Here is a 25,400-nt window from a genome sequence, read left to right as displayed (position 1 = left end):
AGTTGCTTCGCGCACGACGTGCTGGAGTATCTGAACCGCTAGCGGACCCACTCCAGCACGTCATTACATCAATGCGGTGGCGAGTGTTTGCGCCGCCGCCTTAGCAGGCCACCATCTTTTCGCGCGCCCACGCCACTGCGGCGCGTGCCGGAGCAACACCGGTGGCGCGCACGCGCTCCGCCAGTTCGAAGACCCGCGGACCGATCTGCGCGACTTCGGCGAGCACCGCCTGCTCTTCACCCGAGCCCTGATATTCCCGCACGCAACTAATGATGCCGCCTGCGTTCACGAGGAAGTCCGGCGCGTAGAAGATGCCGCGCTGATGCAGCACATCGCCTTCCGCCAGCGAGATCAACTGATTGTTCGCGCCACCCGCCACCACCTTGAAACGGCACTGCTTCGCGACCGATTCCGAAATCGAGCCGCCCAGCGCACACGGAGCGAACACATCGGCTTCGACGTTGACGATTTCTGCCGTATCCACCACGCGCGCATTGAAGAGTTGCTGCGCACGGGCGGTTTTAGCGGCGTCGATATCCGACACGATCAGCAGCGCGCCCGCTTGATGCAGACGTTCGCACAGATCCCAACCTACCGAGCCGAGGCCCTGTACCGCAACCGAAACGCCGTCGAGCGTCTTGCGCCCAAGCGCCGCTTGCACGGCCGCCTGCAAGCCTGTGAACACGCCATAGGCAGTGCGCGGCGACGGGTTGCCACCGTAGACGTCGTTATCGCGCGGGATACCACTCACGAAGCCGGTCTCACTCTGCACGGCACGCATATCGTCGGCGGTCGTGCCGACGTCTTCGGCGGTGATATAGATGCCTTCCAGCGATTGCACCAGCCGTCCGAACGCCTTGAACAATGCCGCGCGGTCGAGCACTTCCGGACGGCGCAGGATCACGGCCTTGCCGCCGCCGAACGGCAGATCGGCCAGCGCGTTCTTGAACGCCATGCCTTGCGACAGACGCAGTGCGTCGTTGTACGCCTCGTGCTCCGACGCGTACTGCCAGAAGCGGCAGCCGCCGAACGCAGGGCCGCGCGCCGTGCTGTAGACAGCAACGATAGCTTGCAGTCCGGAGGCGGCGTCGGTGGCGAGCACGATGCGTTCGTGAGCGGGTTCACCGTGCAGTCCAAAAAGGTTGCCGGCGGCAGTGGTCGTCAGTCGGTCCATCAGTATTCCTTCCTTGTGGGCGGAGAGTTCAGCATCCGCGCGAAGCGATGGCTTCGCGCCTGGCCGCATGCGGTCCGGATCGCGGTGGCATGCGGAGTACGGGCGAGGCGCTGGTATTCGTGATTTGAGCGCGCCTCGACGGCAAGAGTGTATGCGTCCAAATCCGGGGATTTCTTCCGTTTATCTGGCATGATGCGGCCTATGGCAGAAGTAATACCTATATTTCCTTTTTACTAAAGACGAATCGTCTCCCCACGCGACGCGATGTGGAGAGTGCATCAGAGGACGACATGAAGCTCGACGCGATCGATCAGCGAATCCTGCGCGAACTGCGCAGCGACGGACGTCTGTCCAACGCCAAACTGGCCGAACGCGTCGGCCTGTCGGCCACGCCGTGCTGGAACCGGGTGCGAGCGCTAGAAGAGTCGGGCGTGATCGAAGGTTATGCCGCGCTGCTCAACCAGAAGGCGCTTGGGCTGCCCGATACGGTCATCATCGAAGTCACCCTCGAGAAGCACGACGAACGCACGCTGGAGCGCTTCGGCGAGGCGCTCGCTGACCTGCCTGAGGTGGTCGAAGCGTTTCTGGTGTCGGGCGAATACGACTATCTGATCAAGGTGGCGGTGGCAGGCACCGAAGGGTACGAGTCGTTCCTGCGACGCAAGCTCTACCGGCTGCCTGGCTTTCAGAACAGCCGCTCGATCTTTGCCTTGCGCTGTCTCAAACGCTCGGTCTCCGTGGAGCCATAGAGGCCCGCCCAAAATCGATTCCGAACTGGTGCGTGCTGCACCAGGAGGCGGTAGGTGGTTTCCTCTACTTTGGGCGTATCCAAAATCACGTTTTCTTTCGGCGTGATATAAGCGCGATACCGTTTCGACCGTGCCGGTAATCATGAAAACCATGCACGGCTGGCATTTTGTAATCCAATCAGCCAGTTACATCATGCCAGGCCAGACACCGGACGGATGGACGGAATCGAGCCATGTTTTTGGCATGCCTTCTGCTTAGGCTGCCGTCGCCTCAAACCAGCGTGCCGCCGACACAATCGGCATCGCACGCTGATGGGACTTTCGATAACGAATGTTGCGCGTCAACGGCAAAACGCTTGCCGGACAACGCGCATGACTGCTGGCGCACGGCTCGTGCGCCGATATGCAAGTCGTCCATGGTTGTGGCTACAACGACAGGAAGAATCGTAAGTGAAACGTATGCAAGTGACATTAGCCGCCGGACGGTGGCACCGCCTGTCTTCCGACACCCCATTCCTCATCCGATGTCCCCGCCCGCACATGGGCCGGGACGTCCTGTCGCGCGGCCTCTTCGGCTAAGCCTCGTCGTGCCGCGACATCACGCATTGCTCTGCGCCCCCTGCCGCCTTGTTGCGCGGGGCGGGGACTTCTCTTGAACCTCCTTCTTCGAACCAGCCTATGAAACTGTCGCAATCCCTTACTGCGGTGCTCTCAGCGATCACGCTCACTTTTGCCGGCGCAGCGTCGGCGGTCACGGTGCCACCGGGCACCACACTTGCCGCCAAGCAGGAACTCACGCGTCAGGTACCGGCCGAAGTCGAATCGCTCGACCCAGCGCATATCGAATCGTGGACAGGCGACACCATCGGGCTCGATCTGTTCGAAGGCCTCACCCGTATCGGCGCTTCCGGCGCAGTCGTGCCGGGCGTCGCACTGTCATGGACGCGTACTGCGCCCGACACCTGGGTCTTCAAGCTGCGTCACGACGCGAAATGGAGCAATGGCGATCCGGTCACCGCGACAGATTTCGTCTACGCGTGGCAGCGTGTGCTCGATCCGAAGACGGGCTCGAAATATACGATCCTGCCGGAGTTCATCAAGAACGCAAAAGCGATCCTCGCTGGCAAGGCGCCGCTTACGTCGCTCGCTGCGCGAGTTGTCGACCCGTATACGCTTGAGGTCAAGACCGAAGTGCCGGTCGCTTTCTTTACCGAACTCACCGCCATGCCGGCCATGGCACCAGTGAACAAAGCAACGGTGGATAAATTCGGCGATAGCTGGACGCGCCCTGGCAACATGGTGAGCAACGGTCCGTACACGCTGAGCGACTGGGAGCCGAATAACCGCATCGTGATCGTCAAGAACGCCAAGTACTGGAACGCGCCGCAAGTGGTGATCTCGAAGGTCACCTACGTGCCGGTGGAAAGCGACGAGACGGCGATGCGCATGTATCAGTCCGGCCAGATCGATTACACGTATTCGATCCCTTCGGGTGTCTATGCCCAGGTCAGCAAGCAGTTCGGCAAGGAACTGCAGACCGGTTTGCAGCTTGCAACCTACTTCTACAGCCTGAACAACACCGACCCGGCATTCCGCGACCCGCGCGTGCGCCAGGCGCTTTCGATGGTGATTGACCGCGACCTGCTGACGTCGAAACTCACTCAGGCAGGCGAAGTGCCGATGTACGGCCTCATCGCCAAAGGCACCAAGGGCGCTGCTGTCTACACACCAGACTGGGCGAGCTGGCCGATGGCCAAGCGTGTCGACTACGCGCGCGGCCTGTTGAAGGCAGCGGGCTATTCGGATGCGAAGCCCCTGACCTTCACCCTGACGTACAACACCAGCGATCTCCATAAGAAGGTGGCACTCTTCTCAACCTCCGAATGGCGCACCAAGCTCGGCGTGAACGCGAAGCTGGAGAACGTCGAATACAAGGTACTGCTGAGCGAACGCCATGCCGGCAAGGTACAGGCCTCGCGCGATGGCTGGTTCGTCGACTATAACGACGCGATGTCGTACTTCGATCAGTTGCGCTGCAACGACGTGCAGAACGACCAGCAGTTCTGCGACCCAAAGGTCGACGCACTCATCGATCAGGGCAACCTGCAACTCGACGACCAGAAACGCACCGCCCTGCTCACTCAGGCGCACAATCTGGCCATGAGCCAAACGCCGCTGATCCCGCTGTTCCAGTACTCGGCTGACCGGCTCGTGAAACCGTACGTGGGCGGCTATCTGCCGACCAACTATGTGGATCAGCGTGCCTCGCAGGACATGTACCTGCTGGCGCACTAAGCCCCGCTCACTGACCACCGAATATTGAAGTAACGGAATCCGCCATGCTCGCCTACGCGCTGCGCCGTACCCTATGGGTCATTCCAACCGTTCTTGCCGTGATTACGGTGTGCTATCTGATGTTGCACGCGACGCCGGGCGGTCCGTTCGACACTGAAAAACACCTGTCCGCAGCTACCCTCGCGAATCTGAACGCGAAATATCACCTCGACCAGCCGCTCTGGAAGCAGTACCTGCTATATCTGGACGCACTGCTGCATGGCGATCTCGGGCCGTCGGTGCGCTACGTCGACTGGTCGGTCAATGACCTCGTCAGCAAGGCGCTGCCGGTCAGCCTCGGCGTGGGCGGCCTCTCGGTGCCGATCGCTCTCGTGATCGGCGTGTTGCTTGGCACAGCCGCTGCGGTGCGCCGCGACGGCATCACCGATCGCATCGTGATGCTGCTTGGCAACGTCGGCAACGTGATTCCGCCGTTCGTGCTCGGCCCCGTGCTGGTGTGGGTGTTTGCAATTCTGCTCAAGCGCTCGGATGGCCACGGCTGGCTGCCCGCCGGCGGCTGGGGCGACGGTGGCTGGCGCTATCGGGTGCTGCCGATGGCGCTGCTGGTGATCATCAACGTTTCGTCGATTGCGCGGGTGATGCGCGGCAGCATGATCGAAGTGCTGTCGGGGAATTTCATTCGCACCGCGCGCGCGAAGGGCATGCCTGGTCATGTGATCGTGCTGCGGCACGCACTCAAGCCCGCCTTGATGCCGGTGGTGTCGCTGCTGGGCTCGATCTGCATCTCTTCGATTACTGCCGCGGTGGTCACGGAGTCGGTGTTCGCGCTGCCTGGCCTCGGACAACTGGTGGTGGACGGCGCCATCAACCGCGATTACACGCTCGTGCTCGGACTCGTGGTGCTTACGACCGTGGCGGCCGTCGTGTTCAACCTGCTCGTCGATCTGGCGTACGCGTGGCTCGACCCGCGCATCCGCTACTGAGATGCCGGCAACGGATCCCACGCCTTGATCATCGAACTACGATCTACGATAGAGACATCATGAACACCTCCCCTTCCACCGCTGCGACTACAGCTACCGCCGCCCCGCGACGCTCGCGCAGTCCGCTTGAGCTTGCCTTCAGGCAGTTTCTGCGCAACCGCGCGGCGCTCGCCAGCCTGGTGATCCTTGGGATCATCATCATTGCCTGCTTTGTGGGTCCGTTGCTCCTCTCCAACGATCCCGCCGCCAACGACTGGGGCGCTATCAGCATGCCGCCCACGCTGCTGGGCCAGCACTGGTTCGGCACCGACGAACTCGGCCGCGACCTGCTGGTGCGCACGCTTGCCGGCGGACGCGTGTCGCTCGAAGTCGGGCTGCTTGGCACGCTGGTGTCGGGACTGATCGGCGTCGCGTGGGGTGCAACGGCCGGCTATATCGGCGGACGGACCGATGCGGTGATGATGCGTATCGTCGACATGATGTACGCAATCCCCTACATGCTGATCGCGATCCTAATGATGACGCTGCTGGGCCGCGCGTTCTACCTGGTGGTGCTGACGATCAGCGCGTTCTCGTGGCTCGATATGGCGCGCGTGGTGCGCGGTCAGACGCTATCGCTGCGGACCCGTGAGTTCATCGACGCAGCGCGCGCGACCGGCGTGAGCACACCGGGGATCATCCTGCGGCACATCGTGCCGAACCTGCTCGGCGTGGTGGTGGTGTACGCGACGGTCACGGTGCCTGGCATCGTGCTGACCGAATCCGTACTGTCGTTTCTCGGCCTGGGCGTGCAGGAACCGATGACAAGCTGGGGAGTGCTGATCAACGACGGCGCGCAGAAACTGGAGTCGATGCCGTGGTTGCTGCTGTGCCCGGCGGTGATGCTGTGCGTCACGCTGTATTGCGTGAATTTTGTAGGCGACGGGCTGCGCGACGCGCTCGATACCAAGGAGCGTTGAGATGGCGTTGCTCGAAGTAAAAGACCTGGGGGTACGCTTCACACGGCGCGACGCCTCGCCCGTGGACGCGGTGCAACGCGTATCGTTCACGCTCGAAAAGGGCAAGACGCTGGGGATTGTCGGCGAATCGGGCTCGGGTAAAAGTCAGACAGTGATGGCGCTGCTCGGGCTGCTCCCCGGCAATGGCCAGACCTCCGGCGAAGCGCTGTACGCAGGCCGCAATCTGCTGGCGCTGAGTCAGCGCGAACTGAACCAGATTCGCGGCGATCGCATTGGCATGGTGTTTCAGGATCCGATGACGTCGCTCAACCCGTTTCTCACGGTCGAGCGTCAGATGACCGAAGCGCTGCAATTGCACCGCGGCGTGTCGCGGCGCGATGCGCGCCGCCAGGCCATCGAGGCACTGCAGCGCGTGTGGATTCCGGATGCGGCGCGACGTATCGATCGATATCCGCATGAGTTTTCAGGTGGCATGCGCCAGCGCGTGACCATCGCAACCGCGCTGCTGACCGAACCCGAAATCCTGATTGCCGACGAACCAACCACCGCGCTCGACGTGACGGTGCAGGCGCAGATCATCGAACTGCTGCGCGAGCTGAATCGCGACCTGGGTACGGCGATTATTCTGATCACGCACGACATGGGCGTGGTGGCAGGACTCGCGGACGACGTGATGGTGATGTACGCAGGCCGCACCGTGGAGCGCGCGAGTGCGCAAGCGTTGTTCGAGAACCCGACTCATCCGTACACGCGCGGGCTGCTCGATGCGCTGCCGCGACTCGACGACACCGACGGCACACACGACATCGATGCCCCGTTGCGCACGATTGCAGGTAATCCCCCAGCGCCGGGCGAGGCCATCGAAGGCTGCGCGTTTGCGCCACGCTGTGCGCTGGCAAAGGACCGCTGTCATACGACGCAGCCCGAACTGGAGGCCATCGTCGACCGGACGGACGGCTGGCGTGCTTGCCTGCGCCCGGTCGGCGAGATGATGGAGGTGGTGAGGTGAGTAACACGGTGACGCAAAGGACGGTGGGTATGGGTGACGGGACTTCGGGAAAACCGCTGGGCGGCGCGGCGGATGAAGCACGCGTGAACGTGGCGGGCGAGCCAGTGCTGACGGTGCGCGATCTCAAGGTGCACTTCCGGGTGCCGCGCGGCGCGTATCCTTGGTCGTCGAAAGCGACCTTGCGCGCGGTGGATGGCGTGTCGTTCGACGTACGACGCGGTGAGACGCTGGGACTCGTAGGCGAGTCGGGCTGCGGCAAGTCGACACTGGCGCGAGCGATTATCGGTCTCACGCCCGTGACGGAAGGCAGCGTGCGCTGGCGCGATACGGAGACGGTGACCGACGGACGCCGTCCGGCCGTTGCGATGGAGCGGCTGCGCAAGGACGTGCAGATGGTGTTTCAGGACCCGCTGGCCTCGCTGGATCCACGGATGACCATCGAGCAGATCGTCACCGAGCCGTTAAAGGTGCAACGACCCGGTCTGGGGCGTGATGAGACTCATGCGCGCGTGGTAACGATGCTGGAGCGCGTGGGTCTTGGCGCGCATCATCTGTCGCGCTATGCGCATGAGTTTTCTGGTGGACAGTGTCAGCGGATCGGGATTGCGCGGGCACTGGTGGGTGAGCCGCAACTGGTGATTTGCGATGAACCCGTGTCGGCGCTGGATGTTTCGATTCAGGCGCAGATCGTCAATCTGCTGCGCGATTTGCAGCGGGAGTTGTCGCTGTCGCTGCTGTTTGTCGCGCATGATCTGGCTGTCGTGAAGGCGATCAGCCAGCGCGTGCTGGTCATGTACCTCGGGCGCGTGATGGAGCTGGGCACGCGGCAGGAGGTGTATGGGTCGCCGCAGCATCCTTATACGCGGGCGTTGTTGTCGGCGGTGCCGCGGCCGGATCCTGCGATCGAGCGCACACGCAAACATGCGGTGCTGACTGGAGAGATGCCATCGCCGCTCAACCTGCCCTCTGGATGTGCGTTCCGCACGCGCTGTCCCGAGGCGATCGCAGCTTGCGCCGGAGAGGTGCCGCAGTCGATCTCGCGTGGGACGGCGGATCGCAGGGTGGCGTGCATTCGCGTGGGAGCGGATCTCCGTGAAGCGCCGCCGGTTATTTGAAGGTTAGCAGGAGCGCGCTGGGCGGCTTAACCTCGCGCCTCCGTCACTCCCTTTCTAATCCGCTGCCAGACCGTAATCACCGACAGCGCGGTCAACGCGATTCGATCTGTTTTGCTGCGCCGGTGTTTTTCCACCTGGTGCGGTATCTTTACGTGCAGTAGACGGATATGAACCGACCGTTCCCGACGGCTAGCCGGCTCCATTATCCGAACCGTTGCGAACACTCTCGCAGTTCAACGAACGAGATCAAGATGAGGAGCAAGACATTGCGATAACACGGCAGGTCATCACATCCCTTCAGCGCGACGGCACCGACCTGCTCGGCACCAAGGGCGTGGCGGTCAAGATTGTGGACGAAAGCATTGTTTCTGGCTCACTGCTAACCGTCGAAAGCAACCACTTCTGCGTGCTGAAATCACGGGGCGCAGTGCTCAACGTGTACGAGACGGGTCAGTACGCTCTCACCACACCTGACAAGCCGCTGCTGGGCTCCATCGCCCAAGGGTTTTTTGGTGGTTCCTCGCCGTGGGTGTTCGAAGTCATCTACATCAACCGCGCTAAACTGCTGATTCGCAGCCAGGGCATCGCGACCAGCGCCGAGATGGCTGAGATGGCGTATCAGGTTGATTACCATATTCACATCGATACCAAGGAGGCAGCGCTCGATCTTATTACGCACCTGCCGTTCAACGGCAACCTTATCGATACGCAAGAGGTCGCCGATTATGCCGGTCCCGCAATCGAGCAGGCGATCAACCAGATCGTCCAGGTGACGAAGATGGAAAACATCAACGAGCATATCAACGAGATCCGTGAGTCGGTCAAGACGCATCTCTCCGATTTCCTGAGAACGTTTGGCATCATGCTGAATGACCTCAAGGTCCTGATCGTGCCCAAGGACGAGCGGATGCGCGAACTCATCTCGCTGCAGGCTATTGGCCTCTCGCCGATCGAAGCGGTTCGTTACTACCTTGCGCTGCGCATGGCGGAAAAGGGCCTGGTGTCTGCGCCGAATGCGGCGGCGGGATTGCCCTTCCAGATCGGCGCGCCCGCCACCGGAATTTATCCGCTCGGCCATGAAGCCGGGTTCTCCGGAAAGGGCTAGTCATGGACTCAAAATTCTACGACGAAGGGGCGCTCCGCCAGGCTGCGATCAATCTGTTTCACGGCTGGGGCTACAACTTCTACCGCACCGAAAATCAGCTTCGCGCTGACGATCAACTGGTGCGTAGCAAGGCAGGATGGCTGCTGGGGATGGCGCGTTCCAATGTCGAACGCGCTGAGTCCGATTATCGACGCGAGTTTATCGGCACACCCACCCGCGAGAAGCCGTTCCCGAATCCGTCGAATATGGCGGCTGCGCAGAAGCTCGAACGGCTGGCGGGAAACATCGGCACGGTCAGTGGCAGGCTGCAATCCCAGCCGGTTCCGGAGAACGATCGCATGACGCAGCGCTATCGTCAGGAAGCCGAAACATTGAAAGTGTTGATTGGCTGTGACGAGCGGCTCGTAGGGCAGTGTTCGCTGCTCCATGCGATGCTCGATGGACGCAATGGTCTATGGATACTGGAGCATCTTGATGAAGTTGAAGAAGGATTGACGGCCCTTCAGTTGACGTTGCGGAGTCGAGAGGCAGCGTTGCTTGATCGCATGGTCTGATTCTCTCCGCTCTCTCAATCCTGGGCCGACGCTGCAGGCTATTCTGGCGGGTCGGCCCCGCCCAAGCTCACGCAGCAGACATTAGCCCGCAGTCTCACGTTGATCGTAGCGAGCTCTCGCACTCTCGACCTCAGGGAGATGCTCGTACGTCCATATATAAAGCGCCTGGAATGGGCCATCGAGCGACCGCCCCAGCGCCGTGATTTCGTATTCGACGGAGATTGGCGAAGTCGCAATCACTCTTCTTTCGACAATTCCGTTTCGCTCGAGCCGACGCAAACACTGCGCCAAGGCTTTCTGCGTGATCCCTTCAATGCGGCGCTTGATCGCGTTGAATCGCATCGGCCCGGGGCGTAGCGACGCAAGGATCAGAACCGACCACTTGTCAGCGATCTGATCGAGTAGCAAACGACTTGGGCAACTGGCAAGAGACAACACCTCTGGTTGACATTCCGACATGGCGGTTTCCTGAATGCTACCTGGTAGCAATGTGGTGACTCATTGACACCTAGTATAAAACATATACCATCGGTTTTTTCGTTCATGAGGTGCATCGATGACTAGTTCGCAACTCGACGTGTTGTTCAGACCGTTTCAACTGAAAACGCTCAACCTGAAAAACCGCATTGTGATGGCGCCCATGACGCGCTCCTTCTCGCCAGATGGTGTGCCCGGCGCTAACGTGGCGGATTACTACCGGCGGCGCGCATTGGGTGAGGTCGGTCTTATCATCTCCGAGGGGACGGTAATCGATCGCCCGTCGTCGCGCAACGATCCGAATATTCCGTTCTTCCACGGAGAAGCATCGCTTGCTGGCTGGAAGAAGGTGATCGACGCCGTCCACGAAGCGGGCGGCAAGATGGCGCCGCAGATCTGGCACGTGGGGTCCGTTGCTAATCCGTTCACTGAATGGCGGCCTGCCTCGCCGGTCGAGAGTCCTTCGGGCCTTGTGGCACCTGAAAAGCAGCGTGGCAAGACGATGAGCGATGAAGACATCGCAGATACGGTTGCCGCTTTTGCACGTGCCGCAGCGGAATCGAAGCGGCTCGGGTTCGACACCGTGGAGATTCACGGCGCGCATGGTTATCTGCTCGACCAGTTCTTCTGGGACAGTACCAATCGGCGCTCGGACGCTTTTGGCGGGAACTCGATTCGTGAACGGTCGCGCTTCGCGGTCGAGGTGATCAAGAGCGTGCGGGCTGCCGTCGGAGCGGACCACCCGATCATCCTTCGTTTGAGTCAATGGAAGCAGCAGGACTACGCCGCTCGACTCGCGCATACGCCGGATGAAATGGCCGACTGGCTTGTGCCCCTCGTAGAAGCTGGCGCCGATATCCTGCACTGTTCGCAGCGGCGCTTCTGGGAAGCGGAGTTTCCGGAAATCGACGGGGAAAACGGCCTGAATTTTGCGGGATGGGCGAAGAAAGTGACGGGCGCGGCGACGATCAGCGTGGGGTCGGTTGGTCTTTCAGGTGATTTCCTCGGCACCTTCGGTGGCGAGAGTTCGAGCCCCGCGGGTCTGGACAATCTGCTCGAACGCATGGAGCGCGACGAGTTCGATCTGGTCGCCATTGGCCGCGCAATACTCAGCGATCCGGAATGGGTGACGAAGATTCGTTCGGGTGAGACCGGTCAGTTGAAGGACTTTAGTCCGGCGGCGTTGGGGGAGCTTTACTGAGTTCAAGAAAAACCCCGCTCAAAGGCGGGGTTGATCTTTACATTTTTTGGGTGCGGGAGGTCAGAACGGAATATCGTCATCCATCTCATCGAACCCGCCACCGGCCGGCGCGCTCGGACGGCTAGCACCGCCACCACTACCACCACGCGCCCCACCGCCGCCACCCGAAGCCGCGCGACCACCACCACCGCCGCCACTACGCTCCGACGGCTCGCGACTATATCCACCCTCATCGCCACCGCCGCCCATCGCTCCGCCGCGGCCACCCAGCATCTGCATCTGCTCAGCCACGATCTCGGTGGAGTACCGGTCCGTCCCATCCTGCGCCTGCCACTTACGTGTGCGAATGCGCCCTTCGATATAAACCGACGAGCCCTTCTTCAGATACTCGTTCACGATCTCGGCCAGACGCCCGAAAAACGAAACCCGGTGCCACTCGGTGGCTTCCTTCATTTCGCCCGACGTCTTGTCCTTGTACCTGTCCGTCGTCGCAAGGCGGATGTTCGCCACTGCGTCGCCGCTCGGAAGATAGCGAACTTCCGGATCGGCTCCGAGGTTGCCGACGAGAATTACCTTGTTCACGGATGCCATGAGTTTCTCCTGTTGATTCCGTTGCAGGTGGCGCGGCAACGCACATTTACCATCTCTGAACCGGCCGGCCCGAGACCCAAACTGCGCCTCGCCGACCACCGGTGAGTACTTACCATCAAGCCTTCTTGCGCGGCGCTGGCGGCTTCATATTTGCCGCGATTATAAGCCAGCAAAATACCAGCCCCGAGCAGGCGAAGAACACCGCGCTCTGCCCATCCGCCTTCAGCAGCACGCCGCCGACCACGCCGCCGATCGCCAAGCCGATAGACTGCGTGGTGTTGTACACGCCGGTAGCCGCGCCCTTGCGCGATCCCGGCGCCAGTTTCGACACCAGCGACGGCTGCGACGCCTCAAGAATATTGAAGCCGAGAAAGTAGATAAACAGTATCCCGGCCACACTCAGAATGGTATGGGGTGCGACGCCTAGTAACAACTGTCCGATCAGGATAAGACCAATCGCGCCCACGAGCACGGTCTTCATTTTGCCGCGCGTTTCCGCCGCGATGATGGCCGGAACCATCATGACAAACGACAGCCCCATCACCGGCAAATAAACCTTCCAATGCGACGCCACGGGCAAACCGCCCGCTTCGAGAATCCGCGGCACCACCAGAAACAGCGCCGTTTGCGTCGCATGCAGCACCAGCACGCCGAAATTCAAACGCAGCAGTTCGACGTTATGCAGCACTTCAGAGAACGGCGCGCGCACGTGCACAGGCATCGGCGCATTCGGCACGATCCAGATCACTACGCCGATAGCGAGGATCGAGAAAATGCCGACCAGCGAGAACAGCCCGCTCATGCCGACCCACTGGAACACGATTGGCGCACCGACAATCGCCACCGCGAATGAAACGCCAATGCTGCCACCCACCATTGCCATCGCCTTGGTGCGATGTTCCTCGGACGTGAGGTCGGCGATAAAAGCGAGCACCGCGGACGACACCGCGCCCATCCCCTGAATGACGCGACCGACGATGATCCACGTCATGTCGTGCGCCCCCGCCGCGACAAAGCTGCCGAGCGCGAAAATCGCGAGCCCCGTGGCGATCACCGGCTTGCGCCCGACCTTGTCGGAAATCCAGCCATAGAAGATGTACAGCAGCGATTGCGTCACCCCGTAGGCACCCAGCGCAATCCCCACCAGCAGGACGTTGTCGCCGCCGGGGATGGTTTTCGCGTAGATCGAGAACACCGGCATGATCATGAAGAGGCCGAGCATGCGCAGCGCAAAGATGCCTGCGAGCGACACGGTCGCGCGCAACTCAGGCGCGCTCATGCGTGAAGATGTAGCGGACGGATTGGACATCGGGAACGTGTTTTGAATAATCTGGACGGCCCGGGGCCGGGCGACTCACCGTGGAGCAGCATACCCTCGGCGGACTGCCGTGAGCGACCGGCGGACTGCGGCAAAGACCCGCAGGCGTCTTGCAGTCGCGCAAAAAGGCCCCATCTGCAACCTTTTCGCACGGCTCTAAACCACCGTCTTACAGCTTGCCGCGCGCCTGTTGGGCGCTGTCAGGTAGCCGTAACAGCGGTCTCGAAAAGTCGTTATAGTAGCAGGTTTAGCCTCTTCCTCTTTCCGCCAGTCAATGGCCAGGTAATGGATCAACGCGTGGAACAAATCCGTATCCGTGGGGCTCGCACCCACAACCTGAAGAACGTCAGTCTCGACCTGCCACGTCACAAGCTCATCGTGATTACCGGCCTGTCGGGCTCGGGAAAATCGTCGCTTGCGTTCGACACGCTCTATGCGGAAGGACAGCGGCGCTACGTCGAAAGTCTCTCCGCCTATGCACGGCAATTTTTGCAGCTGATGGAAAAGCCCGACGTCGACCTGATCGAAGGTCTGTCGCCGGCCATTTCGATCGAGCAGAAGGCTACGTCGCACAATCCGCGCTCCACGGTCGGCACCGTCACCGAAATTCACGACTACCTGCGTCTGCTGTTCGCGCGAGTCGGCACGCCGTATTGTCCGGATCACGAGATTCCGCTGCAGGCGCAAAGCGTCTCGCAGATGGTCGATGCAGCACTCGCGCTGCCGGAAGACACCAAGCTGATGATCCTGGCTCCGGTGGTGGCGAATCGTAAAGGCGAACACGTCGAGCTGTTCGAGGAAATGCAGGCGCAGGGCTTTATCCGCTTTCGCGTGCGTTCGGGCGGCGGCACGGCCAATGAGGAAGTCGCAAAGATCTACGAAGTAGACTCGCTGCCCAAGCTGAAGAAGAACGACAAGCATACGATCGACGTCGTCGTCGACCGTCTGAAAGTGCGCGCCGACATGAAGCAGCGCCTCGCGGAATCGTTCGAAACGGCGCTACGTCTCGCCGACGGCCGCGCCATCGCGCTCGAAATGGACACGGACAAGGAGCATCTGTTCAGCTCCAAGTTCGCCTGCCCGATCTGCTCGTATTCGCTGCAGGAACTCGAGCCGCGTCTCTTCTCGTTCAACAACCCGATGGGCGCGTGTCCGGAGTGCGACGGCCTCGGCCAGATCACTTTCTTCGATCCGAAGCGGGTGGTCGCGCATCCGTCGCTGTCGCTCGCGGCGGGTGCCGTGAAGGGCTGGGACCGGCGCAATCAGTTTTACTTCCAGATGCTGCAAAGCCTCGCCGCGTTCTACGAGTTCGATATCGACGAAGCCTTCGAAGATCTGCCGGAAAAGGTTCGCAAGATCCTGCTGTTCGGCTCGGGCAAGCAGACCATTCCGTTCTCGTACATCAACGAACGCGGCCGTGCGTCGATTCGCGAGCATGTATTCGAAGGGATCATCCCGAACCTCGAACGCCGTTACCGCGAGACCGATTCGGTCGCAGTGCGCGAAGAACTCGCGAAGTACCAGAACAACCAGGCCTGCCCCGCCTGCGAAGGCACCCGCCTGCGGCGCGAAGCGCGCTTCGTGCGCATCGGCGCGGACGGCGACGCGCGCGGCATCTTCGAAATCAGCGGCTGGCCGTTGCGCGATGCGCTCGGCTATTTCCAGACACTGCGTCTCGAGGGTTCAAAGCGCGAGATTGCCGACAAGGTGGTCAAGGAAATCGTCGCGCGGCTGATGTTCCTGAATAACGTGGGGCTCGACTATCTGTCGCTGGAGCGCAGCGCTGAAACGCTTTCGGGCGGCGAAGCGCAGCGCATCCGGCTCGCCTCGCAGATCGGCTCGGGCCTGACTGGCGTCATGTACGTGCTGGACGAGCCGTCCATCGGCCTGCATCAGCGCGACAACGACCGTCTGATCTCGACGCTAAAGCATCTGCGCGATCTCGGCAACTCGGTAATCGTCGTGGAGCACGACGAGGACATGATCCGCATGGCCGACTACGTCGTCGACATGGGACCGGGCGCCGGCGAACACGGCGGCACGATCATTTCTGAAGGCACGCCCGATGAGGTGCAGGCGGACGCTGCATCGATCACGGGTCAGTATCTATCCGGCGCGCGCACCATCGACTATCCGGACGAGCGCAGGGAGCCGGACGAGCGGCGTCTGCGCATCGTCGAGGCTTACGGCAACAACCTGCGGCACGTGACGCTCGACCTGCCGGTGGGTCTCCTGACCTGCATCACCGGCGTCTCCGGCTCGGGCAAGTCCACGCTGATCAACGACACGCTGTACCACGCGGTCTCGCATCACCTGTACGGCTCATCGGCCGAACCGGCACCGTACGAATCGATTGAAGGTCTCGAACACTTCGACAAGGTCATCAACGTCGATCAGTCGCCGATCGGCCGTACGCCGCGCTCGAATCCGGCCACCTATACGGGCCTTTTCACGCCGATCCGCGAGTTGTTCGCGGGCGTGCCGGCTTCGAAGGAACGCGGCTACGATCCGGGCCGCTTCTCGTTCAACGTCAAGGGCGGCCGTTGTGAGTCCTGCCAGGGCGACGGCGTGCTGAAGGTGGAAATGCACTTTCTGCCCGACGTCTACGTGCCGTGCGACGTGTGTCACGGCAAGCGCTACAACCGAGAAACGCTTGATGTGCAGTACAAAGGCAAAAACATCAGCGAAGTGCTGGAACTGACGGTTGAAAACGCCTACGAGTTTTTCAAGGCCGTTCCGGTGGTGGCGCGCAAGCTGAAAACGTTGCTGGACGTGGGTCTTGGGTACATTCGCCTGGGGCAGTCGGCCACTACGCTGTCGGGGGGTGAAGCGCAGCGTGTCAAACTTTCGCTGGAACTGAGCAAGCGCGACACCGGTCGCACTCTATACATCCTCGACGAGCCGACGACCGGTTTGCACTTCCACGATATTGCTCTGTTGCTCGAAGTAATTCACCGTTTGCGAGACCAGGGTAATACCGTGGTGATCATCGAGCATAATCTCGATGTAATCAAAACTGCGGACTGGGTCATCGATCTCGGTCCGGAAGGCGGTGCCGGCGGCGGTCAGATCATCGCTCAAGGCACGCCGGAGCAGGTGGCGAAGTCGAAGGCAAGTTTTACCGGTCGATATCTGGCGCCGCTGCTCAAACGCGACGCCGCCAAAAAATGATGCTGCAAACCCTAGGTTGGATACGGAAATAAGCCATGACCAAGCGTAACGAGGCGCCCGAAGAAGGGCAGGTGCAGGATCTGCGCCCACGCCCGGTCAGGCTGACGAGCGACATGAGCCTGCCCAGACTGTCCGCCGTCGAGATCGGCAGTTACCTGCTAATGCTGGTCGGCATGATCGCAGTCCTGAATCTGCGGCTGCTGGGCGCGTTGCTGGCCGGGCTGCTCGTGTTTCAGCTCATCCAGACAATCGCTCCTCGCATCGAAAGACATATGTCGAGCCAGCGCGCGCGCTGGCTTTCGGTGGTGATCCTGGCCACGGTGATCGTCGGCGTGCTGACGGGGATCGTGATCGGCATCATCGACCACTTCGAAGGCGACGTGCCGAGCGTGCAGATGCTGCTCAACCAGGCCATGCAGCTGATCGACGAGGCGCGCGGACGGATTCCGCAGTTCGTCGCCAACTATCTGCCGGTCGACGCCGATCAGATGAAAGCGCGCGCCACCGAATTGATGCATACCCACGCCGGCATGCTGCAGCAAGGCGGCAAGAACGCGGCGCGGGTTTTCACGCATATCCTGATCGGCATGATCATCGGCGCGATCATCGCGGTCGGAGCGCAGAAACCGATTCAGCGGCTGCCGCTGTCCACCGCGTTCGTCACTCGCGTGATGCGGTTTGCGGACGCCTTCCGTCGCATCGTGTTCGCGCAGGTGAAGATTTCAGCGATCAACTCCGTGTTCACCGGCATCTTCCTGCTGGTGATCCTGCCGATCTTCCACGACCGGCTACCGCTCTCCAAGACGCTGGTGCTCGTCACGTTTATCGTCGGCTTGCTGCCCGTGATCGGCAATCTGATCTCGAACACCATCATTGTCGCAGTCGCGCTCTCCGTGAGCTTTCCGGCCGCGGTCATGTCGCTCGTGTTCCTGATCCTGATCCACAAGCTCGAATACTTCCTGAATGCGCGGATCGTCGGCGGCCAGATCGAAGCGCGCACGTGGGAACTGCTGGTGGCGATGCTGGTGATGGAAGCGGCTTTCGGCCTCCAGGGCGTGATTGCCGCGCCTATCTTTTATGCGTATATCAAGCGGGAGCTGATTTATCTGCGGATGGTTTGAAGGGTTTGATACCGCGAGCCTGAACAGCGGCAGCGGTACGCGTCCCGAACGCCGCGCCCCATGAAAAAGGCCGCCTGTCGCAATGACCGGCGGCCTTTGTTTTTCTGCAAAGAGGCACAGACTCCGCGAATTCAGTAGCAGCGGTTCCCGCTCAACGGAACACCACCGTCTTGCTGCCATTCAGCACGATACGATGTTCGACGTGCCACCGCACTGCCCGCGCCAGCGTCACGCATTCGACGTCGCGGCCAATCGCCGTCAACTGATCCGGCGTCATGCTGTGGTCGACGCGCTCCACTTCCTGTTCGATGATCGGACCTTCGTCGAGATCGGTCGTCACATAGTGCGCGGTTGCGCCGATCAGCTTCACGCCGCGGTCGAATGCCTGGTAGTACGGCTTCGCGCCCTTGAAGCTCGGCAGGAACGAATGGTGGATATTGATCGCGCGCCCCGCGAGCCGCTCGCACAGCTTCGGCGACAGAATCTGCATATAGCGGGCAAGCACCACCAGATCGGCCTGATGCTCGTCGATCACTTCGAGCACCCGTGCTTCCTGAGCCGCCTTGCCCTCGGGCGTCGAAGCCAGCAGCGGAAAGTGGTGGAACGGCACATCGTAGCTTGCCGCGAGTTGATAGAAGTCCTTGTGGTTCGAGATGATCGCGGCAATCTCGATGCCGAGCTGGCCGGTACGGTAGCGGAACAGCAAGTCGTTCAGACAATGACCGATCTTCGACACCATGATCACGACGCGCGGCTTCACGGTCGCATCGTGCAGCTCCCAGTGCATGCCGAACTCGTCGGCGAGCGTGCTGAACGCGGTACGCAGCGCTTCCAGACCCGGATCGCCGCCTACCTGCTGGAAATGCACCCGCATGAAGAACTCGCCGGTGTGGCTGTCGCCGAACTGCGCGGAGTCGAGAATGTTGCTGCCGCGCTCGAACAGAAAGCCGGACACCGCATGCACGATGCCGGGCCGGTCGGCGCACGACAGTTTGAGAATAAAGCTGTGATCGGTCGACATGACCTGGGTGACTCCCTTCTTCAATCCGTGATTCGTTTAGTGTGATGCAAGGACGCTGTGCGTCACGCGTTATGCAGCGGCCGGCGGCACGAACAGCGCTTCGATTCCCGCGCAGTCCTCAGCGTCGATCCAGCGGCGGCGCAGCAGGCAGTCGAGCGTAGCGAGGCTGGCATCCACGGTCATCGCGTCTTCCTCGATCCAGCGCGCAACCTCATCGATGCGCGCCAGCCGATGTTCGCCCACTTCGCCGTCCTGATTGCGCGGCGTGAAATCCGCGGGCAACGCGAGGTCGTAGACGAAGATCTGCTCGGCCTGGGTACCCTCCGGCAGCGATTGCAGTACATGCACTGTACGCCCTGCCGTGGCGCGCGCAGCGATCGCTTCGGGGATGCCGGCTTCTTCCCAGCACTCCTTGACAATCGTCGCCTCCACGCCGAAGCCCCAGCCTATCCCGCCTGCGACCACGTTATCCAGCATGCCCGGATCGGTCGCCTTGGTGTCGCTGCGGCGCGCGATCCACAGTTGCGGCGCGCCATCCGCGTATTCTACGACGCCGTTCAGATGCACCGCGTAGGTCATCGTGCCGAAAAAGCGCGACGCCGCGCGCTCGATATACGCAAGCGGCTGCGCGTCGAAGTGGTTGCGGATCGCGTAAGTTTCATCGCGCCAGCCTGGAATCCTGCCATCCGCGGCGAGCGCGCCGATGACAGCGCCCAGTGCGGCACTACGCATATCGAGGCTGGAGTAGCGCGACGATAACGTCACGCCCGCCGCGTCGACATCGAAAACATCCGGCCAGCGGGCCAGCAACGGCACATCCGTTGCGCGGATCCAGCCGACCTGCTGGCCTTCCATCAAGAACGGCCGATGCGCCTGCGCATCGAACCGGCGCGCTTTGGTGATACAGGGCAAGGTCATGAGTGCTCCAACGGCACGGCGCGACGGCGCCACGCGGGTCAGTTCAGAAGCGGGTCGCAGCAGGCAGCCTAATCGCGCAGCGCCACGCGAATGCCGATTGCGATAAAGGTCGCACCAGCGAGACGGTCGAGCCACACGCCGACGCGCGGACGACGCTTCAACCAGCTGCCGATCATCCCGGCGCACACGCCGAACAGCGAAAACACGACCACTGTCTGCAGCATGAACACCAGACCCAGTTCAAGCATCTGCACCGGCACGCTCTGCACGCCATGCGGCTCGATGAACTGCGGCAGGAACACCAGGAAAAACAGCGTCACCTTCGGGTTCATCATGTTGCCGAACACGCTTTGGCGAAACACCGACCACAGCGGCTGCGCCGGACGCTCATGGGCCGTCGCAAGCCCCTGGCTGCGCAGCGCCTTGATGCCGATCCAGATCAGGTAGGCAGCGCCCGCGTACTTGATGGCCTGAAATGCCATTGGCGAGGAACGCAGCAACGCGGCTACGCCGAGCGTGGCGAGCGTCGTGTGGAACGTGATGCCGGCCGCAAAACCGAGCGCGGCGACCAGCCCGGCGGCACGTCCCTGCGAGATGCCGCGCGCAAGTACTTGCAGGTTGTCGGGGCCGGGGGCGAAGGTGATCGCCATCGAGGTGGCGAGGAACAGCAAAAAATTCGGCATGCGTCTTCCCTCGTGATTGTTCAGTGACCGCCAAACTCAGTGACCGTAAACAGCGGCAACCCCGCCGAGCGCAACAGCGCGGCCCCGCCCAGGTCCGGCAGATCGATGATCGCCGCGCCTTCGATCACCACCGCGCCGAGCCGCTCCAGCAGCTTCTTGCCGGCCATCATGGTGCCGCCAGTCGCAATCAGATCGTCGACGATCAGAACGCGGTCACCCTGTCCGCAGGCGTCCGCATGAATCTCGACGGTCGCCGTCCCGTATTCGAGCTCGTACGACTCGGACTCCGTCTTGTACGGCAGCTTGCCGGCCTTGCGAATCGGAATGAAGCCCACATTCAACTCGTATGCCAGCACCGGCCCGATGATGAAACCGCGCGCGTCGAGGCCCGCGATGTAGTCGAGCTTCGCGTCAATATAGCGCTGGACGAACAGGTCGATCAGTACGCGAAAGGTCTTAGGATGCTGCAGCAGCGGCGTGATATCGCGAAACTGCACGCCGGCCTGCGGCCAGTCGGACACGGTGCGAATCTGGCTTTTGACGAACGCAGCCGCGTCGAGCGGGGCGCTCGCAAGCGCGTTGGACATGATGACTCCAGATGGATCCCCATGGATCCGGATAAAAGGCTTAAGAATCTCGCGCGGCGACCCGACCCTGGCGCCCACTCACGCGCTCACGCCGCCCGGCGATGCCGCGACAGCCGTTCTTCGGCTTCGGCCAGCGCTTCGGGCAAGCCGCGCAACACGACGATGTCGCTCGCGCGCAGCTTGGTGGACGGATCGGGCTCCACGCCGCGAATGCCATGGCGGCGGATCGCCGTCACTTCGACGCCCATGTCGACCAGCCCCACTTCCGCGAGTGTGCGGCCCACGGCGTCCGAGTTCTCGTCGACCGGCACCGATTGTAGTCGCACCTGCTCGTGACTGTCGTCGTCGCCCACGTCGTCGGCGCCGTGGAAATAGCCGCGCAGCAGACTATAGCGCTCGTCGCGCATCTCCTCGACACGCCGCACCACTCGCCGCATCGGCACGCCCATCAGCACGAGCGTGTGCGACGCCAGCATCAGGCTGCCTTCGACAATCTCCGGAATCACTTCGGTGGCCCCGGCGGCGAGCAGCTTCTCGAGGTCGGCGTCATCCACCGTGCGCACGATGACCGGCAGCGTCGGCTCGAGTTCGTGGATGTTGTGCAGCACCCGCAGCGCAGACGGCGTATTGGCGTAGGTGATCGCCACCGCAGCCGCGCGATGGATACCCGCAGCCAGCAGCGATTCGCGCCGCCCCGCATCGCCGAACACCACCGATTCGCCGGCCGCCGCAGCCGCCGCGACCCGGTCCGGGTCGAGGTCGAGCGCGACGTAGGACAGGCCTTCGTGTTCGAGCATGCGCGCGAGGTTCTGCCCCGCCCGGCCGTATCCGCAGATGATCGTATGGCCGCTTTGTTTCAGGCTTTGCGTAGCGATGCGCGTCATCTGCAAGGACTGCATCATCCATTCAGTCGACGACAGCCGCAGCACGATGCGGTCCGCGTTCTGGATCAGAAACGGCGCTGCCAGCATCGACAGCAGCATCGCGGCGAGAATCGCCTGCAGTAACGTCGCGTCGACCAGGTGTTTATCGAGAATCAGATTCAGCAGCACGAAACCGAATTCGCCGGCCTGAGCGAGGCCGATGCCGGTGCGCATCGCCACGCCCGGTGTCGCACCGAACAACCGCGACAACGCGGTAATCATGATCAGCTTCAGCAGCAACGGCCCGAGCAGAAAGGCCAGCACGATGAACGGATGCTTCCAGATCACCATCGGGTTGAGCAGCATGCCGGTGGTGACGAAGAAAAGCCCAAGCAGCACGTCGCGAAACGGCTTGATGTCTTCTTCCACCTGATGCCGGTAAGGCGTCTCGGCGATCAGCATGCCGGCGATGAACGCGCCCAATGCGAGCGAAAGGCCGAACTTGTCCGTGATAAACGCCGCCCCAAGCGTCACGAGCAGCAGGTTCAGGATGAACAGTTCCTGCGACCTGCGCCGCGCCACCACGTTGAACCAGCGCGTCATGAACTTCTGCCCGACGATCAGCAGCAAGGACAACGCAACGACAATCTTCACCGCTGCGAGCCCGAGCGCGGTCATCAGGGTTCTCGAATCGCCGCCGAGCGCCGAGATGACAATCAGCAGCGGCACCACCGCCAGATCCTGGAACAGCAGCACACCGAAGATATTGCGGCCGTGCTCGGTCTCGATCTCGAGCCGTTCCGCCAGCATCTTGCTGACGATCGCCGTGGACGACATGGCGAGCGCCCCGCCCAGCGCCACGCTGCCCTGCCACGTGATATGCACCCAGCGCTCCAGCACGAAGCCGAGCGCGACGGCCACCGCGACCGTGCCGATCACCTGCAGCAGGCCGAGCCCAAACACCAGCCGGCGCATCGAACGCAGCTTGGCGAGCGAAAACTCCAGCCCGATCGAAAACATCAGGAACACCACGCCAAACTCGGCCAGGTTCTGCGCGCCTTGCGAATCCGGAACGATACCGAACGCATGCGGCCCGACGACGATCCCCACCGTCAGATAGCCAAGCATGGGCGGCAGGTTCAGGAAACGGAAAACGACGACGCCTGCCACTGATGCCAGCAGCAGGAACAGCGTCATTTCGAGCGGGGAAATCATCTGAAAGCGTCCTGGTTCGTCGACATAACCATCGCACGCAAAGCACCGCGCGACAAGGTTGAGGGGCCGGTGAGGGCAGCGGCCGGAGACAGCCGTCCCGGCGCGGCGAACAAACGCCTTTGCTATACTCCGCGAATGATAGCGAAAATCAATGGCGACCGGGCGCTCGCTCGCGCTCGCAACGTGCTCGACATCGAAGCGGACGCCGTGCGCGCGCTTCGCGATCAACTCGACGATGGCTTCGTCGAGGCGATCGACTTCATCCTTAGCTGCCGCGGGCGCGTAGTCGTCTCCGGCATCGGCAAATCTGGTCACGTGGCCCGCAAGCTGGCGGCAACCTTCGCCAGTACCGGCACGCCCGCCTTCTTTGTACACCCGGCCGAGGCCAGCCATGGCGATCTTGGGATGGTCACGGCCGACGACGTGTTCGTCGCCATGTCCAATTCCGGCGAGTCCGAAGAGCTGATGGCGATCCTGCCGATCATCAAGCGGCTCGGCTCCCGGCTGATCGCGATCACCGGCAAGCCGGGCTCGAGCCTCGCCAAGCTAGCCGACGTGCATCTGAACGCCGGGGTCGCCAAGGAAGCTTGTCCGATGAATCTCGCGCCCACTGCCAGCACCACCGCCGCGCTCGCGCTCGGCGATGCGCTCGCGGTTGCCGTGCTGGAAGAACGCGGCTTCGGCCCAGACGACTTCGCCCGCTCGCATCCCGGCGGCGCTTTAGGGCGGCGCCTGCTTACTTACGTACGCGACGTGATGCGCACCGGCGACCAGGTGCCGAAGGTGATGCCTGAGTCTACCGTACGCGACGCGTTGTTCCAGTTGACGGCCAAGCGCATGGGCATGACGGCGATCGTCGACGAAAACCAGCGCGTCAAAGGCATCTTCACCGACGGCGACCTGCGCCGCGTGCTCGAACGCAGTGGCGACTTCCGCGACCTGCCGATCGCCTCGGTGATGACACCTGGCCCGCGTACCATTGGCCCGGACCAACTGGCCATCGAAGCGGTGGAACTGATGGAGCGCCACCGGATCAATCAGATGCTGGTCATTGACGAAGCGGGCAAGCTCATCGGCGCGCTCAACATGCACGACCTGTTCTCCAAAAAGGTGATCTGATGGCCGCCGCGCCCCTTTCCGCTAACGAACGCGCACGCCGCGTGAAGCTGATGATTTTCGACGTCGACGGCGTGCTGACCGACGGCGGCCTGATGTTCACCGCCGAGGGCGACACGATGAAGTCGTTCCATTCGATGGACGGCCACGGCGCGAAGCTGCTGCGCGAAGCCGGCATCGAGACGGCGATCATTACGGGCCGCAAGTCGGGCATTGTCGCCGTACGCGCCAAGGAACTGAAAATCACGCATCTGTACCAGGGCATCGAAAACAAGCCGGAAGCGTTTGCCGATCTGCTCAGGCAGACTGGCCGCACTCCTGAGGAATGCGGCTATATGGGCGACGACTGGGTCGATCTCGGCGTGATGCTGAAGGTCGGCTTCGCTGCGGCGCCCGCCAATTCGCATCCGGAAGTAATCGCGCGGGCCCACTGGGTCAGCGAGGCGCGCGGCGGTCACGGCGCCGTGCGCGAAGTGTGCGACACCCTGCTGCGGGCGCAAAACAAGTACGACGAACTGCTTGCCAAGGCGTGCAGTGGCGGTGAGCAGCAGGGCCTCGTCGGATGAACCAGTTCCGCTTCACTTCGCTGATCCCGCTCATCGCGATGGCTGCGCTCGCCGGTATCACGTGGTGGCTGCTGCAGGCCACCGCGCCGCCGCCGCACGAAGGCGAGGTCAAGCCGAAAGAACATACGCCCGATTACTTTGCCGATAATTTCTCGGTGTCCGAACTGGATCAGTCGGGCGCCACGCAGTACCGGCTGACGGCCACGAACCTCGTCCATTACGAAGACAATGAACTGAGCGATCTGATCAAGCCGGCTATCCGCGCCTTCCAGCCGGGCAAGCCGATTGTCACGGCGACCGGCGACACCGGCACGGTGAACGGCGATGCCTCGATCGTCGATCTGTATGACCACGCCCGCATCCTGCGTGCAGCCGGCGACGGCGACCCGGCGATGCAGGCTGATTCCCAGCATTTTCGGGTACTGGTCAACGACGATGTGATCGAGACCGAAAAGCCGGTTAAACTTCAGCGCGGCCTGTCAGTCATGACGGCCAGCGGCATGAACTACAACAACGTCACCCGGGTCATGCAGCTGTTCGGCAATGTCCGTGGCGCGATCGCCGCGTCCGACGCGTCCGGCGGCTCCCTGAAGCAACCCGGGTAATCCA

At 62.0% G+C, this 25,400-nt stretch carries 23 protein-coding genes; 14 read left to right on the top strand and 9 right to left on the bottom strand.

The window, feature by feature from the left end:
- Positions 1-100: 100 nt before the first annotated feature.
- Complete coding sequence (locus tag P3T17_RS13135) at positions 101-1,174, bottom strand: Leu/Phe/Val dehydrogenase (protein ID WP_074263329.1); 1,074 nt, start codon at positions 1,172-1,174, stop codon at positions 101-103.
- 290 nt (positions 1,175-1,464) lie between these two features.
- Here P3T17_RS13135 and P3T17_RS13130 point away from each other — a divergent pair, with 290 nt between their 5' ends.
- The 8 genes from P3T17_RS13130 to P3T17_RS13095 all read left to right on the top strand — a co-directional run bounded on the left by P3T17_RS13130 (position 1,465) and on the right by P3T17_RS13095 (position 9,943).
- Positions 1,465-1,923 carry an Lrp/AsnC family transcriptional regulator gene (locus P3T17_RS13130; protein ID WP_074263328.1) on the top strand — a complete coding sequence of 153 codons (459 nt, stop codon included), beginning with the start codon at positions 1,465-1,467 and terminating at the stop codon, positions 1,921-1,923.
- 678 nt (positions 1,924-2,601) lie between these two features.
- The gene (locus tag P3T17_RS13125) at positions 2,602-4,218 is read left to right on the top strand and encodes a peptide ABC transporter substrate-binding protein (protein ID WP_074263327.1); all 1,617 of its coding nucleotides are present in this window, start codon (positions 2,602-2,604) and stop codon (positions 4,216-4,218) included.
- 44 nt (positions 4,219-4,262) lie between these two features.
- Positions 4,263-5,201, top strand: coding sequence for an ABC transporter permease subunit (locus P3T17_RS13120; RefSeq protein ID WP_429407086.1), 939 nt, complete (start codon positions 4,263-4,265; stop codon positions 5,199-5,201).
- Between the two features lie 59 nt (positions 5,202-5,260).
- Positions 5,261-6,160, top strand: a complete 900-nt coding sequence (locus P3T17_RS13115) for an ABC transporter permease (protein WP_074263325.1) — start codon at positions 5,261-5,263, stop codon at positions 6,158-6,160.
- Between the two features lies 1 nt (position 6,161).
- Positions 6,162-7,169, top strand: a complete 1,008-nt coding sequence (locus P3T17_RS13110; RefSeq protein WP_429407084.1) for an ABC transporter ATP-binding protein — start codon at positions 6,162-6,164, stop codon at positions 7,167-7,169.
- Between the two features lie 29 nt (positions 7,170-7,198).
- Complete coding sequence (locus P3T17_RS13105; protein ID WP_429407082.1) at positions 7,199-8,284, top strand: ABC transporter ATP-binding protein; 1,086 nt, start codon at positions 7,199-7,201, stop codon at positions 8,282-8,284.
- A 214-nt stretch (positions 8,285-8,498) separates the two neighbouring features.
- Positions 8,499-9,389 carry an SPFH domain-containing protein gene (locus tag P3T17_RS13100; RefSeq protein WP_429407081.1) on the top strand — a complete coding sequence of 297 codons (891 nt, stop codon included), beginning with the start codon at positions 8,499-8,501 and terminating at the stop codon, positions 9,387-9,389.
- 2 nt (positions 9,390-9,391) lie between these two features.
- A complete protein-coding gene (locus tag P3T17_RS13095) occupies positions 9,392-9,943 on the top strand; it encodes a hypothetical protein (RefSeq protein WP_429407079.1) in 552 nt (183 codons plus the stop codon).
- An 81-nt stretch (positions 9,944-10,024) separates the two neighbouring features.
- Here the strand turns inward: P3T17_RS13095 and P3T17_RS13090 are convergent, their stop codons facing one another.
- Entirely contained in the window at positions 10,025-10,402 is a 378-nt protein-coding gene (locus tag P3T17_RS13090) for a winged helix-turn-helix transcriptional regulator (RefSeq protein ID WP_429286775.1), read from the bottom strand.
- Positions 10,403-10,499: 97 nt separating this feature from the next.
- Between P3T17_RS13090 and P3T17_RS13085 the strand changes: the two genes are divergently transcribed.
- On the top strand, positions 10,500-11,621 hold the full coding sequence (locus P3T17_RS13085; protein ID WP_429407077.1) for an NADH:flavin oxidoreductase: 1,122 nt from the start codon (positions 10,500-10,502) through the stop codon (positions 11,619-11,621).
- A gap of 60 nt (positions 11,622-11,681) precedes the next feature.
- Here P3T17_RS13085 and P3T17_RS13080 read toward each other — a convergent pair whose 3' ends face one another.
- The gene (locus P3T17_RS13080; RefSeq protein ID WP_429286773.1) at positions 11,682-12,212 is read right to left on the bottom strand and encodes a single-stranded DNA-binding protein; all 531 of its coding nucleotides are present in this window, start codon (positions 12,210-12,212) and stop codon (positions 11,682-11,684) included.
- A 115-nt stretch (positions 12,213-12,327) separates the two neighbouring features.
- Complete coding sequence (locus tag P3T17_RS13075) at positions 12,328-13,521, bottom strand: MFS transporter (protein ID WP_429407075.1); 1,194 nt, start codon at positions 13,519-13,521, stop codon at positions 12,328-12,330.
- A gap of 306 nt (positions 13,522-13,827) precedes the next feature.
- Here P3T17_RS13075 and uvrA point away from each other — a divergent pair, with 306 nt between their 5' ends.
- A complete protein-coding gene (gene uvrA / locus P3T17_RS13070) occupies positions 13,828-16,701 on the top strand; it encodes an excinuclease ABC subunit UvrA (RefSeq protein ID WP_429407073.1) in 2,874 nt (957 codons plus the stop codon).
- A 35-nt stretch (positions 16,702-16,736) separates the two neighbouring features.
- On the top strand, positions 16,737-17,822 hold the full coding sequence (locus P3T17_RS13065; protein ID WP_429286771.1) for an AI-2E family transporter: 1,086 nt from the start codon (positions 16,737-16,739) through the stop codon (positions 17,820-17,822).
- A gap of 151 nt (positions 17,823-17,973) precedes the next feature.
- On the opposite strand, the gene purU is transcribed toward P3T17_RS13065, so the two are convergent.
- From purU to P3T17_RS13040, 5 genes are all read right to left on the bottom strand, one after another.
- The gene (purU, locus tag P3T17_RS13060) at positions 17,974-18,843 is read right to left on the bottom strand and encodes a formyltetrahydrofolate deformylase (protein WP_074263312.1); all 870 of its coding nucleotides are present in this window, start codon (positions 18,841-18,843) and stop codon (positions 17,974-17,976) included.
- A 69-nt stretch (positions 18,844-18,912) separates the two neighbouring features.
- Positions 18,913-19,761: an NUDIX hydrolase gene (locus tag P3T17_RS13055; protein ID WP_074263311.1), complete on the bottom strand. Its 849-nt coding sequence runs from the start codon at positions 19,759-19,761 to the stop codon at positions 18,913-18,915.
- Between the two features lie 68 nt (positions 19,762-19,829).
- Positions 19,830-20,444 (bottom strand): LysE family translocator, encoded by a 615-nt coding sequence (locus P3T17_RS13050; protein ID WP_074263310.1) that lies wholly within the window; start codon positions 20,442-20,444, stop codon positions 19,830-19,832.
- 20 nt (positions 20,445-20,464) lie between these two features.
- On the bottom strand, positions 20,465-21,031 hold the full coding sequence (locus P3T17_RS13045; RefSeq protein WP_074263309.1) for an adenine phosphoribosyltransferase: 567 nt from the start codon (positions 21,029-21,031) through the stop codon (positions 20,465-20,467).
- Between the two features lie 86 nt (positions 21,032-21,117).
- A complete protein-coding gene (locus tag P3T17_RS13040) occupies positions 21,118-23,109 on the bottom strand; it encodes a monovalent cation:proton antiporter family protein (protein WP_074263308.1) in 1,992 nt (663 codons plus the stop codon).
- A gap of 135 nt (positions 23,110-23,244) precedes the next feature.
- On the opposite strand from P3T17_RS13040, the gene kdsD reads away from it, so the two are divergent.
- Genes kdsD through lptC form a run of 3 tightly spaced genes read left to right on the top strand, consistent with a single transcriptional unit; the run spans position 23,245 to position 25,396 of the window.
- Complete coding sequence (gene kdsD / locus P3T17_RS13035) at positions 23,245-24,228, top strand: arabinose 5-phosphate isomerase KdsD (RefSeq protein WP_074263307.1); 984 nt, start codon at positions 23,245-23,247, stop codon at positions 24,226-24,228.
- Entirely contained in the window at positions 24,228-24,791 is a 564-nt protein-coding gene (locus P3T17_RS13030) for a KdsC family phosphatase (RefSeq protein WP_074263306.1), read from the top strand. The genes kdsD and P3T17_RS13030 overlap by 1 nt, the downstream gene beginning before the upstream one ends.
- A complete protein-coding gene (gene lptC / locus P3T17_RS13025) occupies positions 24,788-25,396 on the top strand; it encodes an LPS export ABC transporter periplasmic protein LptC (protein ID WP_074263305.1) in 609 nt (202 codons plus the stop codon). Before P3T17_RS13030 ends, lptC begins: the two co-directional genes overlap by 4 nt.
- The last annotated feature ends 4 nt before the right edge of the window (positions 25,397-25,400 follow it).

The organism is Paraburkholderia sp. GAS82, from assembly GCF_050436285.1.
Taxonomy (GTDB): domain Bacteria; phylum Pseudomonadota; class Gammaproteobacteria; order Burkholderiales; family Burkholderiaceae; genus Paraburkholderia; species Paraburkholderia phenazinium_B.
Note: the sequence above shows the minus strand (reverse complement) of the source record. Positions and strands in the feature narration are given on the sequence as shown.

What these genes read in the sequence shown, in the direction of transcription:
- P3T17_RS13135 (WP_074263329.1), bottom strand. Translation starts at nt 1,174, where the DNA reads ATGGACCGACTGACGACCACTGCCGCCGGCAACCTTTTTGGACTGCAC.
- P3T17_RS13130 (WP_074263328.1), top strand. Translation starts at nt 1,465, where the DNA reads ATGAAGCTCGACGCGATCGATCAGCGAATCCTGCGCGAACTGCGCAGC.
- P3T17_RS13125 (WP_074263327.1), top strand. Translation starts at nt 2,602, where the DNA reads ATGAAACTGTCGCAATCCCTTACTGCGGTGCTCTCAGCGATCACGCTC.
- P3T17_RS13120 (WP_429407086.1), top strand. Translation starts at nt 4,263, where the DNA reads ATGCTCGCCTACGCGCTGCGCCGTACCCTATGGGTCATTCCAACCGTT.
- P3T17_RS13115 (WP_074263325.1), top strand. Translation starts at nt 5,261, where the DNA reads ATGAACACCTCCCCTTCCACCGCTGCGACTACAGCTACCGCCGCCCCG.
- P3T17_RS13110 (WP_429407084.1), top strand. Translation starts at nt 6,162, where the DNA reads ATGGCGTTGCTCGAAGTAAAAGACCTGGGGGTACGCTTCACACGGCGC.
- P3T17_RS13105 (WP_429407082.1), top strand. Translation starts at nt 7,199, where the DNA reads ATGGGTGACGGGACTTCGGGAAAACCGCTGGGCGGCGCGGCGGATGAA.
- P3T17_RS13095 (WP_429407079.1), top strand. Translation starts at nt 9,392, where the DNA reads ATGGACTCAAAATTCTACGACGAAGGGGCGCTCCGCCAGGCTGCGATC.
- P3T17_RS13090 (WP_429286775.1), bottom strand. Translation starts at nt 10,402, where the DNA reads ATGTCGGAATGTCAACCAGAGGTGTTGTCTCTTGCCAGTTGCCCAAGT.
- P3T17_RS13085 (WP_429407077.1), top strand. Translation starts at nt 10,500, where the DNA reads ATGACTAGTTCGCAACTCGACGTGTTGTTCAGACCGTTTCAACTGAAA.
- P3T17_RS13080 (WP_429286773.1), bottom strand. Translation starts at nt 12,212, where the DNA reads ATGGCATCCGTGAACAAGGTAATTCTCGTCGGCAACCTCGGAGCCGAT.
- P3T17_RS13075 (WP_429407075.1), bottom strand. Translation starts at nt 13,521, where the DNA reads ATGTCCAATCCGTCCGCTACATCTTCACGCATGAGCGCGCCTGAGTTG.
- P3T17_RS13065 (WP_429286771.1), top strand. Translation starts at nt 16,737, where the DNA reads ATGACCAAGCGTAACGAGGCGCCCGAAGAAGGGCAGGTGCAGGATCTG.
- purU (WP_074263312.1), bottom strand. Translation starts at nt 18,843, where the DNA reads ATGTCGACCGATCACAGCTTTATTCTCAAACTGTCGTGCGCCGACCGG.
- P3T17_RS13055 (WP_074263311.1), bottom strand. Translation starts at nt 19,761, where the DNA reads ATGACCTTGCCCTGTATCACCAAAGCGCGCCGGTTCGATGCGCAGGCG.
- P3T17_RS13050 (WP_074263310.1), bottom strand. Translation starts at nt 20,444, where the DNA reads ATGCCGAATTTTTTGCTGTTCCTCGCCACCTCGATGGCGATCACCTTC.
- P3T17_RS13045 (WP_074263309.1), bottom strand. Translation starts at nt 21,031, where the DNA reads ATGTCCAACGCGCTTGCGAGCGCCCCGCTCGACGCGGCTGCGTTCGTC.
- P3T17_RS13040 (WP_074263308.1), bottom strand. Translation starts at nt 23,109, where the DNA reads ATGATTTCCCCGCTCGAAATGACGCTGTTCCTGCTGCTGGCATCAGTG.
- kdsD (WP_074263307.1), top strand. Translation starts at nt 23,245, where the DNA reads ATGATAGCGAAAATCAATGGCGACCGGGCGCTCGCTCGCGCTCGCAAC.
- P3T17_RS13030 (WP_074263306.1), top strand. Translation starts at nt 24,228, where the DNA reads ATGGCCGCCGCGCCCCTTTCCGCTAACGAACGCGCACGCCGCGTGAAG.
- lptC (WP_074263305.1), top strand. Translation starts at nt 24,788, where the DNA reads ATGAACCAGTTCCGCTTCACTTCGCTGATCCCGCTCATCGCGATGGCT.